This is a genomic window from Nonomuraea sp. NEAU-A123 (assembly GCF_018603905.1).
GTDB lineage: Bacteria > Actinomycetota > Actinomycetes > Streptosporangiales > Streptosporangiaceae > Nonomuraea.
In genome coordinates this window covers 149,145-165,537 of the sequence record NZ_JAHFZZ010000020.1, presented here as the reverse complement: position 1 = coordinate 165,537, position 16,393 = coordinate 149,145, and the positions used below count along the sequence as shown (strand labels likewise).

Here is a 16,393-nt window from a genome sequence, read left to right as displayed (position 1 = left end):
GTGCTCGGGAGTGCGCCGGATGCCGCGATATATAGGGCGAGCAGCGATCAGCCGCTGCTCGCCCTCTTTTCGTGGCCATACTCCCACAGGCGGTAGTAGTTCTAAGAACGACAGATAACCTGATTAGCGCGGTGATTATTCGCCATACCACATTGCCAAATAGACACGATCCGTAATCAGGGCCTCACGGCGCACCGAGGGATCTGCCGAAGATGTGTACGGCGACGCCGACCAGTTCGTCGATGGTCGGCGGCTCCTCCGCCAGCAGCCATTCGATGAGCAGCTCTTGTAGCGCTCCAATTGCCCCGAGCGCAACCAGTCGCCGATTCGGCTGGGCCGGCTGCGGGAATTCCGCCGCCGCCTCCTCGACAAGACGGGCGAAGGAGTCGACGGCACGCTGGCGAGAAGCCGTGAGAACATCGCCCGACCTGCGCACCTCCAAGTGCATGATGCGCGCGCGACGCCAGTCGGCCGTGGCGAACTCGATATACGTGCGAATCCCCGCCCGCACCCTGTCATCCAGGGTCGCGGGCGCCTCTTGTAACGCCTTGGCCACAACGGCGAGGCTTTCCTCCACGCATCGCTCGTGCAACGCCTGAAGAAGTTCCTCGCGGCCGCCGAAACATTCGTAGAAGGCGCGGTTCGAGATCCGGGCCTCCGAGCACAGTCTTTCGATCGTCGTCGCCGCGAAACCTGGCTTCGCGTATAGCGTGTAGGCGGCTGTCATCAGCCGCTCGCGTCTGTCCGCCAGCCTTTGCTCAGCCGACATTCCCCGGTAAGACCGGTTCACATTCCACCCGTCCAACATGATCGTGGCCCCCAGAGCACACAATTATGGACGGATGATCCGTTTTGGGAAAGAGCATATACTTTATCTCTTACGTCGGCCGTGCAAGAACGTGACAAGCCTGATCAGCCGCTCAAGATCCGCGGGCCCTCTGCTGAACGAGGTCAGGTTCATGCCGGGCATTGCGAACCGCTGGCGGCTGATCGCTTTGGGCCTGGCGAACTCCCGCAACCCGTCGGCTCCGTGGATGCGCCCGAAGCCCGAATCGCCGATCCCGCCGAACGGCAGCGCGGGCACGCCGGCGAATGAAATGACCGAGTTGACGGCCGTCATCCCGGTGCGCATCAGCCGGGCCAGTTCCATGGCCCGGCGCGCGTTGCCGGAGAAGATGGTGCCTGCCAGCCCGTACGCCGAGGCGTTGGCCAGCTCCAGCGCCTGCTGCGCGTCGCGGGTGCGTCGTACGGTGATGGTCGGGCCGAACGTCTCCTCGCGCACCGCGGGGGAGTCCTCCGGGACGTCCTCGATGATCACCGGGTCCACGTACGGCGCGCGCACCGAGTCGGGGCCGCCTGTCACGACTTTTCCGGACTTGGTGGCGTCGTCGATGTGGCGCCGGATTATGTCGAGCTGGCCGGGCATGGTGATCGGGCCGTAGTCCTCGCCCGCCTTGACCGTGGCGACCCGGTCCGACAGCTCGCGCATGAAAGTTTCATAGACCGCGTCCACGACGTACACCCGCTCGACACCCACGCACGTCTGCCCGGCGTTGGACATCGCTCCCCACAGGCAGGCGTCGGCGGCGGCCTTCAGATCGGCGTCGGCGTCGACGATGAACGCGTCCTTGCCGCCGCACTCGGCCACGATCGGCGTCAGGTTCTCGGCGCAGGCCGCCATGACCCGCTTGGCGGTGGCCGTCGAACCGGTGAACGCCACCTTCTTGACCCGCGGGTCCTTCGCCAGCAGCGCCCCCGTCTCCCCGAGGCCGGTCACGGTCTGGAACACCGGCTGCTCCGGCACCGACTCGGCGAACAGCTCCGCCAGCCGTACGCCGACGCCGGGGGTGAGCTCGCTCGGCTTGAACACGACCGCGTTGCCGGCCGCGAGCGCGTACGCGATGGAGCCCATCGGGGTGAAGACCGGGTAGTTCCACGGACCGATCACGCCGACCACGCCCAGCGGCAGGTATTCGAGCGTGGCGGCCAGGTTGAGGCCGATCATCCCGGTCGAGACGCGGCGCCGCCCCAGGACCTTGACCGCGTTGCGGGCCGCCCAGTCGAGGTGCGTGATCGCCAGCACGATCTCCAGCGTGGCGTCGCCGACCGGCTTGCCCGTCTCGTCGTGCACGAGCCCGGACAGCTCCTTGAGGTGCTGGGTGAGCACGGCCTTGTAGTCGAGCAGGCGGCGCCTGCGCTCGGTGGGGGCCAGCCCGGCCCACCACGTCGCGGCCTGCTCGGCCCGGCCGACGGCCTCGCGCACGGCGTCGGCGGACTGCTTGGGGTGACTCCCGACGACCTCGCCGGTCGCCGGGTTCAGTGAGTCGAACGTCAGCGTGGTCATGGCGTCACCATAGACCGGTAAGCCATCGCTTACTAGCGCGGGACGTCCACCAGCCACGTCCCGTGGAAACCGGCCGGAACACGCTGGGGCAGCCGGACCGACGCCACGTCCGACAGGTCGGTGGCGTCGAGGACGAGCAGCTCGGAGCGGTCGCCCGTGGTGACCACCGACAGCAGCCAGCCCTCGTCCTCGGCCCGCGCCCCCTCGGCCGCCACGAACACCGCCTCGCCCGTGTCGTCGCCGGTCTCCCTGACCTGGGCCGCGCCGGTCTGGTGGTCGTACTTGACGATGGAGTTGGAGTGCTCGCCCACTGTGTAGAGGTAGCGGCTGGCCCGGCCGAGCAGGGCGTCGTTGAACGTGGGGAACTCGATGCCCCGGTCGTCCTGCGCCTCCTCCTTGACCGAGCCGGACGCCAGGTCGAGCGTCCACCGGTGCAGTGTCGCGGTGGCGATCGAGGCCGCGTGCCTGGCCGGGTCCCCGGTGTTGCCGATGCGCGACCACACCCCGGTGAAGGCGGCCTGTGTGTAGCGGGCGGCGTTGAGCACGATCCGGCCGTCCGTGTCCTCCCACGCGTTGCCGACGTGGAAGACATAGCACGGGTCGACGTCGAACCAGCGGGTCGGGCCGCCCTGCCGGGGCGTCACGCCGATCCGGGCGCCGTATCCGTCCTCCCAGGCGTACGGCATGCCCGCGCGCCCGGCCTCGAACACGAAGGGCAGATCCAGCCAGATCAGGTAGTGCTCGGTGACGGCGAAGTCGTGCATCATCGTCGACTTCGGCACCTCGATCTCCCGGCTCTCCACCAGCTCGCCGTCCGCCGACAGGCGGTGGTAGGTGACGAACGGCGGGAAGTACCCGTAGCCGAAGAAGTGCAGCTCCCCGGTGGCCGGGTCCTCCTTGGGATGCGCGGTCATCGCCGTGGCCAGCCGCCCGCCGAAGTCGCACGGGCCGACGGTGGCCAGCTCCGGCGTCAGCTCGTGCGGCAGGCCGTTCTCGACGAGCGCGAAGATGCGGTCGGCGTGCCTGATCACGGAGGTGTTGGCCGTGACGGCGGCCAGGTCGACTCCGCTCTCGCCGGTGAAGGGCGCGTTGTCGGTGAACTTCTTGGTGCGTACCCACCGGTTGCGGTACCACTCGGCCCGCCCCCGGTCGAGGCGTACGCCGTGCAGCATCCCGTGGCCGGCGAACCAGTGGCCGGGGTCCTCGCCCGGCCTCGGGTTGGGGCCGTTGCGGAAGTAACGCCCGGTCAGCTCGGCAGGCAGGGCTCCGGAGACGGGAAGGTCGTACGCCTCGGTCTCGTCGGAGACGGGGGCGAGGTTGCCGCTCAGGTAGAAAGGCGTCGTCATATCACGCTCCAATGTTGATAGGTCAAAACTAGAATGTCTAGTCGTGACATGTCAACACAGGAACGTCGTCCCGTGCATCAGAAGAGCGTGGGGTTCTCCGGTTCGATTCCGCGCAGCGTGTCGTAGTCGAGGGTGACGCAGTGAATGCCCCGGTCGGCGGCCAGCACGCGGGCCTGGGGCTTGATCTCCTGGGCGGCGAAGACGCCGCGGACCGGGGTCAGCAGGGGGTCGCGGTTGAGCAGGTCCAGATAGCGGGTGAGCTGCTCGACGCCGTCGATCTCGCCGCGGCGCTTGATCTCGACCGCCACCGTCGCGCCGAGCGCGTCACGGCAGAGGATGTCGACCGGACCGATCGCCGTCATGTACTCGCGGCGGATCAGTGAATAGCCGGGGCCCAGCGTCGTGATGTGCTCGGCGAGCAGCTCCTGCAGGTGCGCCTCGACGCCGTCCTTGATCAGGCCGGGGTCGACGCCGAGCTCGTGGCTGAAGTCGTGGAGGATCTCGGCCATCGTCAGGACCAGCTTCTCGCCGGACTTGCCGTGGGTGACGGTCCAGGTCTCGCCGTCCTCTTTGAGCTTGCACGGCGGGTTCATCCAGTTGAGCGGCTTGAAGGCGCGATCGTCGGCGTGGATGGACACGCTGCCGTCCGCCTTGATGAGAATGAGCCTTGGCGCCATCGGCAGGTGAGCCGTGAGCCGTCCGATGTAATCCACGCTGCATCGCGCGATGACCAGCCGCATGACGGCCAACCCTACCGGCTCTGGAAAACTGGACGCATGGCGTTCGAGAGGGTGGGAGTGGCCGGCTTCGGCACGACGGGGACGGGAGGCGCGGCGGGGCCGGCGCGGGCGGAGCCGTGAGCCCGCGCCGCGCCCGCCGCAGGGAGTCCTCCCGTCCCCTCGGCCAGCCCGGGGGCGTGGACCGGGTCGAGGAGTGGCCGGACGGCGAGTGGAAGGTACGCATGCTCAACGGCTCCTCCTCGGCCAAGGTCTACCGCTGCCCCGGCTGCGACCAGGAGATCCGCGGCGGGCAGCCGCACCTGGTGGCCTGGCCGGCCTGGAGCGGCGGTGACGATGAGCGCCGCCACTGGCACCCGGCGTGCTGGCGGAAGAGACTGGATCGCGGCCCCGGCCGCACCCGCTACTGAAACGGTCGCGGCAAGCCCCCACCGCAAGCCCCCTACCCCGTGACACGCACCCCGGCATGACCACACTTGAAGGGACCGACGTTGGAGATTCGCGCGGCGACCGTGCTGCCCGCCCGGCGAGAGCCGATCGAGCTGCACACGCCCGACGGCCAGACCCTGGTCGGGGAGCTGGCCCTGCCCCTCGACCGGCCGCCCGTGGCGACGCTGGTCACCTTCCACCCGCTGCCGACGCACGGCGGGTTCATGGACAGCCACGTCTTCAAGAAGGCCGCCAACCGCCTGCCCGCCCTGGCCGACCTGGCCGTGCTCCGCTTCAACACGCGCGGCACCTCCTCCGATCGCGGCACCTCGTCCGGCACCTTCGACGGCGGGGAAGGGGAGCGGTTCGACGTGGCGGCGGCGCTGGAGTACGCCGAATACCACGATCTGCCGCACGTGTGGGTGGTCGGCTGGTCGTTCGGCACCGAGCTGACGTTGAAGTGGGCCCGCGACCCGCTCGTCGAGGGCGCCATCCTCCTCTCGCCACCGCTGCACCGGGCCACGGACGAGGACCTGGACGCGTGGGCCGGGTTCGGCCGGCCGCTGGTGGCCCTGGTGCCGGAGTTCGACGACTACCTGCGGCCCGAGGAGGCCAAACGGCGGTTCGCGCGGGTGCCGCAGGCCGAGGTCATCGGGGTCGACGGGGCCAAGCACCTGTGGGTGGGCGAGCCGTACGTACGCATCGTCCTGGACGAGATCGTCCGCCGGGTGAACCCGGCCGCGGCCCCCCTGCCCGTCGAGGTCTGAGGCTTGGCGATTATTTTCGTAACAGAACGAAATTCTGATGAAATGCGCCAATAGATCTAGACGGACGGCCCTTGCCGGGTGACAATCCGATCGTAAATTGAAGATCGTGGACATACCGGGCGGGCTCGACCTGCGCGGTGTTCCAGCTCGGCAGCAGCGAGGGTGAATGCGCGTAGTTCGTGGGCTGGTCGTGGTGATGTTGGCAGGGGCGGTAGCGGCCGCGCCCCTTGATCATCTGGATGCCGTCGCCAGCGCGCGGCAGAAGAGTACGGACTCCGGCCTTCGACAACCGAGCAAGAACGCGGCACCGGGGGAGGAGCCCGCGCTCGCTCTCGCCCGCCGGACCGGCCAGCCGGTCGAGGTGGAGGCGATGCGCACCGAGACGCGCCAGGTCTTCGCCAAGCCGGACGGCACCCTCGCCCTGGAGCAGTTCGCGCGCCCGGTGCGGGTCCGCCAGGCGGGCACCTGGGTGGCGGCGGACGCCGCGCTCCGGTTACAGCCCGACGGGTCGCTCGCCCCGGTCGCCACAGCGGTGGGACTCAGGTTCTCGGGCGGTGGGAGCGCGCCGCTCGCCCGGATGACCCGCGGCGGCAAGACGCTGGAGCTCGCCTGGCCAGGGCAGTTGCCGAAGCCGACGCTGAGCGGTGACACCGCGACCTACGCCGAGGTCCTGCCCGGCGTGGATCTCCAGGTCAAGGCGGACGTCGACGGCTTCTCGCATCTTCTCGTGGTCAAGTCGCGGGCGGCGGCCGAGAACCCGGCCCTGGCCGAGCTGAGCTTCCCGATCAAGACCAGTGGGCTGTCGATGAAGTCCACCCAGGGCGGCAACCTCGAAGCGAACGACGCCAACGGCGGCACGATCTTCACCGCCTCGCCGCCGATGATGTGGGACTCCTCCGGATCCTCGGCCGCGCGCACGCTGGCCGCCGGGGAAGGCTCGCCCGCCGACGCCCGGCACGAGGTGATGGGCCTCAAGCTGGTGGGCGAGAAGCTGGTGCTCAAGCCGCACCGGGGCATGATCGAGGACCCGGCGACCCGCTATCCCGTCTACCTCGACCCGTTCTTCTCGGCGGCTCGCGGCGCGTGGACGTCCGTCTGGAGCAACAACCCCACCTCCAACTTCCTGAACGCCAACGACGTCGCCAGGGCGGGACACGTCTCCGGCCAGACCAACCGGTCGTTCTTCCAGATGAACACCGGCACGACCATCCACGGCAAGCAGATCATCAAGGCGACGCTGCGCACGTACGAGACCTGGTCCTACTCGTGCACCAAGAAGCCGGTCGAAGCCTGGTCCACCGGGGCGATCAGCAAGACCACCACCTGGAAGGTCCAGCCGGCCTGGAACAGGATCCTGTCCACGGTGAACGTGGCGAAGGGCTGGGGATCGGCCTGCCTGCCCGGCGGCGTGGAGTTCGACGTCACGTCCATGGCGGTCGAGGCGGCCGCCAAGAAGTGGTCCACGATGACGATCGGGCTCAGGGCGACGAGCGAGACGGACAGCTACGGCTGGAAGAAGTTCAAGAACAACCCCAGCCTGGTGATCGAGTACAACTCGCTGCCGTCCGCGCCCGTCGCCGCCGACGCGTGGTCGGACCCGGGAGGCGGCTGCGTGTCCGGTGACGCGCGGCCGGTCATCAGCGGCGCGGCGCCGAAGCTGTGGGCCAAGCTGCGTGACGTCGACAACTCGGTCAGGGGCCGGTTCGAGTGGTGGAACGCGGCCGGCGTGAAGGTGGGCGAGTACGTCACCGGGCTGGCGAGCACGGGTAGCGCCTTCTACGCGCAGATCCCCGCGGGCGCCTACGCCGACGGCTCGCAGATCCGCTGGCGGGTCCGCGCCGAGGACGGCAAGGCCGACAGCGCGTGGGGCCCCTGGTGCGAGGCCACGGTCGACGCCTCCGCCCCCGGCAAGGAACCGGGCGTGACGTCGCCGCAGTACCCCGAGGGCGGCTGGAACGACGGCGTCGGCCGGACCGGCTCCTTCACCTTCACCGCCAATGGGGTCTCCGACGTCGTCACCTACGTCTACGGCCTCGACGCCACCCCGAAGACGGAGGTCGCGGCCGACCAGTCGGGCGGGACGGCGACGATCCAGCTCACTCCGCGTCATGACGGCCCCAACGTGCTGTCGGTACGCAGCAAGGACCGCGCGGGACAGCAGGGCCCGATCCGCACCTACCTGTTCAACGTCAACGCGGGCACGGGCCCCGACGGCCACTGGACCCTGGACGAGGGCCAGGGCACCGTCGCCGCCGACCTCACGGGCGCCCACCACGCCACCCTGTCCGGCCAGGCCACCTGGACCACAGGGCGGACGGGACTGGGGCTGCGCCTCGACGGGACGAGCGGGCACGCGCTGACCAACGGCCCCGCCGTGTCCACCCAGCGCAACTTCACCGTCACCGCCTGGGCGCGGCTGACCAGCACGAACGCCACCGCGACAGCGGTCAGCCAGGACGGCGCGCGAACTGGCGGCTTCGCCCTGCAGTACTCCAAGACCGACGACCGCTGGGCCCTGAGCCGTACGGTCGCGGACGCCGACGGGGCGCAGAGCGTGCGCGCGCTGTCGGCGGCGGCGCCGAGGCTCGGTGAGTGGACCCACCTCACCGGCGTCTACGACTCGGCCGCCAAGGAGCTGTCCCTGTACGTCAACGGCCGGCTGGAGTCGACGGTCCCGTTCACCCAGCCGTGGGACGCGACCGGGTCGCTGGCGGTCGGCCGGGGGAAGGTCAACGGGGCCGGGGCGGAGTTCTGGCCGGGCGACCTCGACGAGGTCCGCGTCTACGGCCGGGCGATGTTCGCCGACGAGGTCGCCGACCTGGTGAACAGCGCCGCGACGCTGGTCGGGCACTGGAAGCTGGATGAGGAGTCCGGCACGCTCGCCGCCGACTCCTCGGGCCGGGCCACCGCCGCGACGCTGGCCGGCGCCGCCACCTGGGGCGAAGGCTGGCTGGACGGCGCGCTCGCGCTCGACGGTGTCAACGGCCACGCACAGGCCGGCGCGCCCGCCGTCAACACCAAGGCCGGGTTCACCGTCGCCGTGTGGACCCAGCTCGACTACCTGCCCACCCGCGACGCCGCCGCCGTCTCCCAGTCCGGGACCAGGGCCAGCGGTTTCCAGCTCGGTTACGACAAGGAGCAGGGGCGGTGGGTCCTCGGCATGGCCGCCGCCGACACCGACACCGCCGCGCTGGTGCGCACGCGTTCCGACGCCGTAGCCGCGCCGCTGGAGTGGACCCACGTGGCCGGGGTCTACGACCCGCTCGCGGGTGAGCTGCGCGTCTACGTCAACGGCCGCCTGTCCGACAGCACCATCACCGACCACGTGAGCGCGTGGAACGCCACCGGCCCGCTGCAGCTCGGCCGGGCCAAGACCGCGGGCGTCTTCGCCGGCTACTGGCCGGGGACCGTGGACGACGTCCGCACCTATGACGGTGTGCTGAACGCCGAGCAAATCTCCCAACTAGCCGCCCAGTAACCCCCCAAGACCGGGAGAGGTCGGAAAAAATGGATCAGCCGAGTGGGTTAGACCTGCCGGATTCGTACTGGAATCGTTTACAGCAACCACTGAAACGGTCGTCATGGCCCCGGCGGCTGGCGGCCACGCTGTCCGTCGTCATGGTCAGCACGCTGGTGTCCGCGATGCCGGCACAGGCCGCGGGCCGCTCCGCCCCGACCGTGCAGAAGGAGACCCCGGTACGCGGGCAGAAGGTCCCGGTGCTGCCCGCCCAGGCTGATCCGGCCCAGAAACAGGCGTGGAAGGCGCCACCAGGCATCACCTGGCCGAAGGCGCAGACGGTCGAGCTGACCGCGACCGGCGACGCGCAGGCCCAGACGCTGGGCGCCACCACCTTCCCGATCCGCCTGGCCGCGCCCAAGGCGGGGACGAAGGCGGCGGCCAAAGCGGCGGCCACCCCCGACCCCGCCCGCGTCGAGCTGCTGGACCCCGCCCAGACGCAGCGGGCCGGCCTGCTCGGCCTCGCCCTGCGGGTGTCACCGGGGCAGGGACTGGCGGCCAAGAGCGGGAAGACCCGCCTGGCGATCGACTACTCCGGCTTCCGTTACGCCTACGGCGGCGACTACGGCGCCCGGCTGCGGCTCGTCCGGCTGGACGAATGTGTCCTGACCGCCACCGCGACCGGCTGCCCGCAGCCGGAGCCGGTGCCCGGCGACAACGACACGAAGGCGGGCACTCTGACCGCCGACGTGGACATGCCCGCGCTGTACGCGCTGGCGGCGGCGCCTTCGGGGTCGGCGGGCGACCACGGGGCCACCTCGCTCGCCCCGTCGGCCCAGTGGAGCGTCGGCGCCCAGTCGGGTGACTTCACCTGGGGTTACGAGCTGCGAGCGCCGCCCGCGCTGGGCGGTGACGAGCCGGACCTGTCGCTCGACTACTCCTCCCAGAGCGTGGACGGCCGCACCGCCTCCACTAACAATCAGCCGTCCTGGGCGGGTGAGGGCTTCGAGCTGAACCCCAGCGGCTACGTCGAACGCCGCTACAAGTCCTGCATGATCGACGGCAAGAAGACCGGCGACCTGTGCTGGGACCAGGAGAACGCCACCCTGTCCCTCGGCAACTCGGCCGTCGAGCTGGTCAAGGACGCGACCACCAAGCTGTGGCGCCCCAAGCGCGACGACGGCACCCGGATCGAATACCTCACCGGCGCCGTGAACGGCGACAACAACGGTGAGTACTGGCGCGTCACCGCGGCCGACGGCACCCAGTTCACCTTCGGCCTGAACCGCCTGCCCGGCTGGGCCACCGGCAAGCCGGAGACGAAGTCGGTCCAGACGGTGCCGGTGTTCGGCAACAACAGCGGCGAGCCCTGCTACAACAGCACCCCGGCCAACGCCTGGTGCCAGCAGGCCTACCGGTGGAACCTCGACTACGCGGTGGACACCCACGGCAACGCCACCACCTACTGGTACGCGCTCGAGAACAACTACTACGGCCGCAACATGAAGCCCGAACTGGGCACCCTGTACGCGCGAAGCGGCTACCTCACCCGCATCGACTACGGCTACCTCCAGGGCGAGCTGTTCACCAAGGCGCCCGCGGCCCGCGTGGTCTTCGACGTGGCCGAGCGCTGCCTCCCCAGCGGAACGATCACCTGCGCCGCCGCCGAGCTCAAGAAGGAGACCGCGAGCAGTTGGCCGGACGTCCCGTTCGACCAGATCTGCGACTCCGGCGTGAAGTGCACCGACCGCCTGTCGCCGACGTTCTTCACGCGGAAGCGGCTGGCCAAGGTCACCACCCAGGTGCTCAACACCGACACCACCAAGTGCTCGGGCGCGCCGTACTGCCCGGTGGACTCCTGGACACTGACGCACCAGTTCCCCGCCACGGGTGACGGCCTCAGCCCGTCGCTGTGGCTGGCGTCGGTCCAGCAGAGTGGCCTGGTCGGCGGCACGATCACGCTGCCCAAGGTCACCTTCACCGGCGTCCAGCTGCCCAACAGGGTGGACGCCAACGAGGGCCGCGCCCCGCTCGTCAAGTGGCGCGTGCAGGCGGTGAACAACGAGAGCGGCGGCGAGCTGCGCGTCAACTACGCACCGGCCGACTGCAAGCCGGGCGACCTGCCGGCCGCCGACAAGAACAACCGGCGCTGCTTCCCGCAGCGCTGGGCCCCGGCGAACGAGGCCGAGGTCACCGACTGGTTCCACAAGTATGTGGTGACGCAGACGGTGGAGGCCGACCGCGTCGCGGGCTCGCCGAACGTGGTCACCGACTACGAGTACCTGGACGGCGGCGCCTGGCGCTACGCCGAGAACATCCTCGTCAAGCCCGAGCACCGGACGTGGTCGGACTGGCGCGGGTTCGGCCGGGTACGGGTGCGCGAGGGCGACGGCCAGGACACCAAGCGCACGCTCACGGAGTTCAGGTACTTCCGTGGCATGGACGGCGACAAGCAGGCCGACGGCTCCAAGCGTACGGCCGAGGTGGTGGACACCGAGGGCGTCAAGCTGGCCGACCTCGACCAGTTGTCCGGGTTCGAACGCGAGGAGATCCTCTACGACGGTGACGGCGGGTCCATCCTGTCCGCGACCGCCGAGGAGCCGTGGTCGCTCAAGACCGCCGAGTCCACGCAGAGCGGCGTCACCAAGGCCGCGTACGCGGTCGAGCCCAAGTCCATGGTCACCCGCACCGCGTTGAGCGGCGGCAAGTGGCGGCGTACCGGCGAGGAGCGCGCGTACGACACCAAGGGCCTGCTCACTCAGGTGGAGGAGAAGGGCGACCTGGCCAGCACCGACGACGACCAGTGCACCCGCTACACCTACGCCCGTGACGACACGGCCTGGCTGATCGACTACACCAGCAGGATCCAGAAGGTCGCCGCGGGCTGCGGCACCGGAGTGTCCAAGCTGGCCGCCGAAGAAGTGATCTCCGACCAGCGGGTCTCGTACGACAACAAGGCGTACGGCCAGGCCCCGAGCAAGGGTGACGTGACCGCGGTCCAGCTCGTCACCGGGGACGGCACGGCGAGCACCGACAGCACCCACACCTACGACACCTACGGCCGCGAGACCAGCGAGACCGACGCGGTCGGCACCAAGTCCGTCACCACCTACACCCCGGCCGCGGGCGCCCCCGCGACGGAGATCATCGAGACCAACCAGCTCGGCCACGTCGACCGCACCCTGCTCGAACCGGCCTGGGGCGAGCCCATCGCCGAGGTCGACGCGAACAACCGCCGCGTCGACATGGAGCACGACGCGATCGGCCGCCTGGTCAAGGTCTGGCAGCCCGACCGCAGCAAGTCGGCGGGGCAGTCGCCCAGCACCGAGTACTCCTACCAGATGCGCAACGACGGCCCCAGCGTCGTCACCACGAAGACGCTGCGCGCGGACGGCGCCTACACCACCAGCTACGAGCTGTACGACGGCCTGCTGCGCGAGCGTCAGACCCAGGAACCCGCGCCCCTCGACACCCAGACGCAGGATCCCGCGCTGCGCGAGGGCCGCACGATCACCGACACCATCTACAACTCCCTCGGCGAGACGGTCAAGTCCAACACCGGCTACTTCGCCACCGGGGCGCCCTCCACCGAGCTGCTCGCGGTGGCCGACGCCGACGTGCCCACCCAGGTCGTGTCGACCTTCGACGGCACCGGCGACGTCAGCGCCCAGGCCCTCAAGGCCAAGGGCGTGGAGAAGTTCCGGGTGTCCTCCACGCAGGAGGGCGACCGGATCCACGTGACACCGCCGCCGGGCGGCACCGCGACGACCCGCATCGGCGACGCCGACGACCGCCTCATCGAGCTGCGCCAGTACAAGGGCGCGACCCCGACCGGCGAGTACGAGTCCACCAAGTACACCTACGACCACGCGGGCCAGCTGTCCACGGTGACGGACCCGGCGGGCAACGTGTGGCGCCACCACTACGACCTGCGCGGACGGGAGATCAAGACCGAGGACCCCGACAAGGGCGTCACCACGATGACCTACAACGACGCCGACGAGCTGCTCAGCACCACGGACGCCCGCGGCAAGACCTTGTGGTACGTCTACGACGAGCTGGGCCGCAAGAAGGAGATGCGGGCGGACTCCGCGACCGGCACGCTGCTGGCCGAGTGGAAGTACGACGCGCTGGCCAAGGGCCACCTGAACGCCAGCATCCGCTACGTGGGCGGGCAGGCGTACAAGGCGGAGATCAACGCCATCGACACCAGCTACCGCACGCTGCGCCAGACCGTCACCGTCCCCGAGCGGGAGGGCAAGCTGGCCGGCGCGTACCAGCTCAACACCCGCTACACGCTCGACGACCAGGTCCAGTCCGTCAGCTTCCCCGCGGGTGGCGGCCTGGCGGAGGAGTCGGTCGTCTACTCCTACGACGAGCTCAGCCAGCCGACCAAGGTCACCGGCCTGTCGTCGTACGTGACCGCGACCCGCTACTCCAAGCTGGGCGAGACCCTGCAGTACGAGCTGGGGGCCGGAGGCAAGAAGACCTGGCTCACCTACACCCACGACGAGGCCACCCGCAGGCTGACCAGGATGCGGCTGGACAGGGAGAGCGCCACCGCGGCCGACCTCGACCTCAACTACACCTACGACGCGGTGGGCAACATCACCAAGATCGCCGAGCAGGCGAGCGGCCAGGACACGCAGTGCTTCAAGTATGACCATCTGCGCCGCATGACCTCGGCGTGGACGGCCACCGACGACTGCGCCAGCGGCACTCCGCAGTCCGACAAGATCGGCGGCGTGGCCCCCTACGCGGTCAGCTACGCCTACGACGCCACCGGCAACCGGACCAAGGAGACCAAGCACGCCTGGGGCGGCGCGGCCGAATCCGTCCGCACCTCCACCTTCCCGGCGGCGGGCGCCAAGCAGCCGCACGCGCTGCAGGCCGTCGGGGCGGACGTGTTCGCCTACGACGAGGCCGGCAACACCACCAGGCGCAAGGTCGGCACCTCCGACCAGAGCCTGGTCTGGGACGCCGAGGGCAACCTGGAGTCGGTGACGGAGGCGGGCAAGAGCACCTCGTTCGTGTACGACGCGGACGGCGAGCGGCTGCTCCGCAAGACCACGACCGACGCCACGCTGTACGTCGACGACATGGAGCTGCGCTTCGACTTCGCCAAGGACGCGGTCGAGCAGACCCGCTACTACACCGTCAACGGCGAGACCATCGCGGTCCGCACACCGGACAACCAGGTCTCCTTCCTGGCCAACGACCACCAGGGCACCGCGCAGGCCGCGGTGAACGCCGGGACCGGGGCGCTGGCCATCAGGAGGCTGACGCCGTTCGGCGAGGACCGGGGATCGCCGCCGCAGTGGTGGCCAGGACAACGCGGGTTCGTCGGCGGTGGGAACGACCCGACCACCGGGCTGGTCCACCTCGGCGCCCGTGAGTACGACCCCAAGAACGGCCGCTTCATGTCGGTCGACCCCATCATCGACGAAGAGGATCCGCAGCAGCTCAACGCCTACGCCTACGCCAACAACAGCCCCGTCAGCATGAGCGACCCTGACGGGCAGCTGTTCTGGATCGTCGTCGGCATCGCGGCCAGGATCGCGGCCCGGATCATCGCCAGGAAGCTGGCGCAGGCCGCTGCCAGGCGGGCGGCCCTCGCGGCGGCACGGGCGGCTGCCAGGCGCGCGGCCATCGCGGCGGCCAAGCGCCGGGCCGCGGCACTGGCCAGGAAGAAGGCTCTGGAGCTGGCCAAGAAGAAGGCCGCGGAGGCGGCGAAGAAGAAGGCCTTGGCGGCGGCCAAGAAGAAGGCTGCCGAGAAGATAAGAAAGGCCGCGGCGGCCGCGGCGAAACGACGGGCCGCGGCGGCAGCGAGAAGGGAAGCCAGGAAGAAGGCCGCTGAGGCGGCGGCGAAGAGGCGGGCCTCGGCGGCGGCCAGGGCGCGCAACCACCGGGCCGGTCGGCTCCCACGCGGGGTCCAGCAGGCGCGGCAGCGTCCGGCACACCGGCCGACCAGCCAGAGAGCGGCACAGCGGCAGTCGCCGCCCAGGGCGAGCCGGCAGCCGGCGCAGTCAAGGCCGAGCCAGGTCTACCGCAACGACGGCACGACGCAGCCGACCCAGTCCTACACCGTCTACGGCAACGGCCGGATGTACCCCGAAGGGAGACCGCCGACGAACCTCCCGGATCGGGCCGGCGCCGGAAGCGCGGAGAAACAGCTCTGGAAGAATGAGGAGATCGAACTGACCAAGAGGTCTGGCGCGATCGCCGAACTGGGCGCCCGAAGCCAGAAGATCGTGGACAACATCGTCGACACCATCGACACCCTCTTGGGTGGGCTGGGATAGCAGATCTCTCCTGCCGATGACGGACCGGCGCGGGGCTCTCACGGCCCCGCGCCGGTGGCGTTCCCGGGCCCCTTGTTCATAGAATCTTGTTCGGTTCCGATGCGAGGAGGCATCCCGTGGGCGCGTTCGATCTCAGCGGTAAGCAGGCTCTGGTCACCGGGGCGTCGAAGGGGATCGGGCGGGCCATCGCGCTCGCGTACGCCGAGGCCGGGGCCGACGTGGCACTCGTCTCGCGCTCGGCCGATCCCCTGGCCGAGGTGGCCAAGGAGATCGAGGGGCTGGGCCGGCGCGCCGTCGTCCTGCCCGCCGACCTCACCGACCGCGACGCCGCCACGGGCGCCGTGGCGGCGGCGATCGACGGGCTCGGCCACCTCGACATCGTGGTCAACAATGCCGGCGGGTCGAATTTCCTCGTCGAGTTCAAGGATCTCCGGCTGTCCGGCTGGGACAAACTCCTGCGTCTCAACCTCGACTCGACCATGGCGGTCTGCCACGCGGTGGCACCCCACCTCCTGGACCGGGGCACCGGCTCGGTCATCAACGTGGCGTCGGTAGCGGCGTTGGGAGCGCCCTTCCTGGCCCCTTACGCGGCGGCGAAGGCGGCGGTCGTGGCGTTGACCAAAACCCTGGCCGTGGAATGGGCGCAAGCCGGTGTCCGGGTCAACGCTCTATGTCCCGGCTGGACCGCCACAGATCTCAACCGCAACCTGTGGGAAGACGAAGCGTCGAACGAGGCGACGGTGTCCAGTGTCCCGATGCGCCGCTGGGGAACGCCGGAGGAAATGGCCTATCCAGCGGTTTTCTTGGCAAGTCGGGCATCGGCGTATATGACGGGTCAGGTGCTGTTCATAGACGGGGGCGCGACGGCCATCGGATAGGGCGGCGATGGTGAAGAACGCGCACGTCACGGCGCCCGGCCCGGGAGCCGGAGGAGCGTTTCCCTGGACAGGCCCCGGCCGGGTGTGGCGGGTGGGGCCGGCCACTGCTGGCCGTAAAAAAGACTGGTGTAAG

Annotated in this window: 9 protein-coding genes and 1 pseudogene; 6 read left to right on the top strand and 4 right to left on the bottom strand. The window is 69.8% G+C overall.

All coding sequences use genetic code 11. The annotated features are described in order from the left end of the window. Positions 1–184: 184 nt before the first annotated feature. The 4 genes from KLK06_RS44090 to nucS form a co-directional block, all read right to left on the bottom strand. Positions 185–727, bottom strand: coding sequence for a TetR/AcrR family transcriptional regulator (locus KLK06_RS44090; RefSeq protein WP_250906932.1), 543 nt, complete (start codon positions 725–727; stop codon positions 185–187). Between the two features lie 144 nt (positions 728–871). Continuing rightward, positions 872–2,344 (bottom strand): aldehyde dehydrogenase family protein, encoded by a 1,473-nt coding sequence (locus tag KLK06_RS44085; protein ID WP_214641688.1) that lies wholly within the window; start codon positions 2,342–2,344, stop codon positions 872–874. Between the two features lie 32 nt (positions 2,345–2,376). Next, positions 2,377–3,690, bottom strand: coding sequence for a carotenoid oxygenase family protein (locus KLK06_RS44080; RefSeq protein WP_214641687.1), 1,314 nt, complete (start codon positions 3,688–3,690; stop codon positions 2,377–2,379). A 77-nt stretch (positions 3,691–3,767) separates the two neighbouring features. Beyond that, a complete protein-coding gene (gene nucS / locus KLK06_RS44075; RefSeq protein WP_214641686.1) occupies positions 3,768–4,430 on the bottom strand; it encodes an endonuclease NucS in 663 nt (220 codons plus the stop codon). Positions 4,431–4,546: 116 nt separating this feature from the next. Between nucS and KLK06_RS44070 the strand changes: the two genes are divergently transcribed. From KLK06_RS44070 to KLK06_RS44050, 6 genes and pseudogenes are all read left to right on the top strand, one after another. Continuing rightward, entirely contained in the window at positions 4,547–4,837 is a 291-nt protein-coding gene (locus KLK06_RS44070; protein ID WP_214641685.1) for an ATP/GTP-binding protein, read from the top strand. Positions 4,838–4,918: 81 nt separating this feature from the next. Next, positions 4,919–5,623 carry an alpha/beta hydrolase gene (locus KLK06_RS44065; RefSeq protein ID WP_214641684.1) on the top strand — a complete coding sequence of 235 codons (705 nt, stop codon included), beginning with the start codon at positions 4,919–4,921 and terminating at the stop codon, positions 5,621–5,623. A 166-nt stretch (positions 5,624–5,789) separates the two neighbouring features. Then, a pseudogene (locus KLK06_RS63300) lies at positions 5,790–7,136 on the top strand (DNRLRE domain-containing protein); the annotation flags it as partial. Between the two features lie 807 nt (positions 7,137–7,943). Then, positions 7,944–9,101: a LamG domain-containing protein gene (locus KLK06_RS63295; protein ID WP_374197190.1), complete on the top strand. Its 1,158-nt coding sequence runs from the start codon at positions 7,944–7,946 to the stop codon at positions 9,099–9,101. A gap of 140 nt (positions 9,102–9,241) precedes the next feature. Next, positions 9,242–15,382, top strand: a complete 6,141-nt coding sequence (locus tag KLK06_RS61950; protein ID WP_214641682.1) for an RHS repeat domain-containing protein — start codon at positions 9,242–9,244, stop codon at positions 15,380–15,382. 116 nt (positions 15,383–15,498) lie between these two features. Further along, positions 15,499–16,260, top strand: coding sequence for an SDR family NAD(P)-dependent oxidoreductase (locus tag KLK06_RS44050; protein WP_214641681.1), 762 nt, complete (start codon positions 15,499–15,501; stop codon positions 16,258–16,260). Positions 16,261–16,393: the final 133 nt, after the last annotated feature.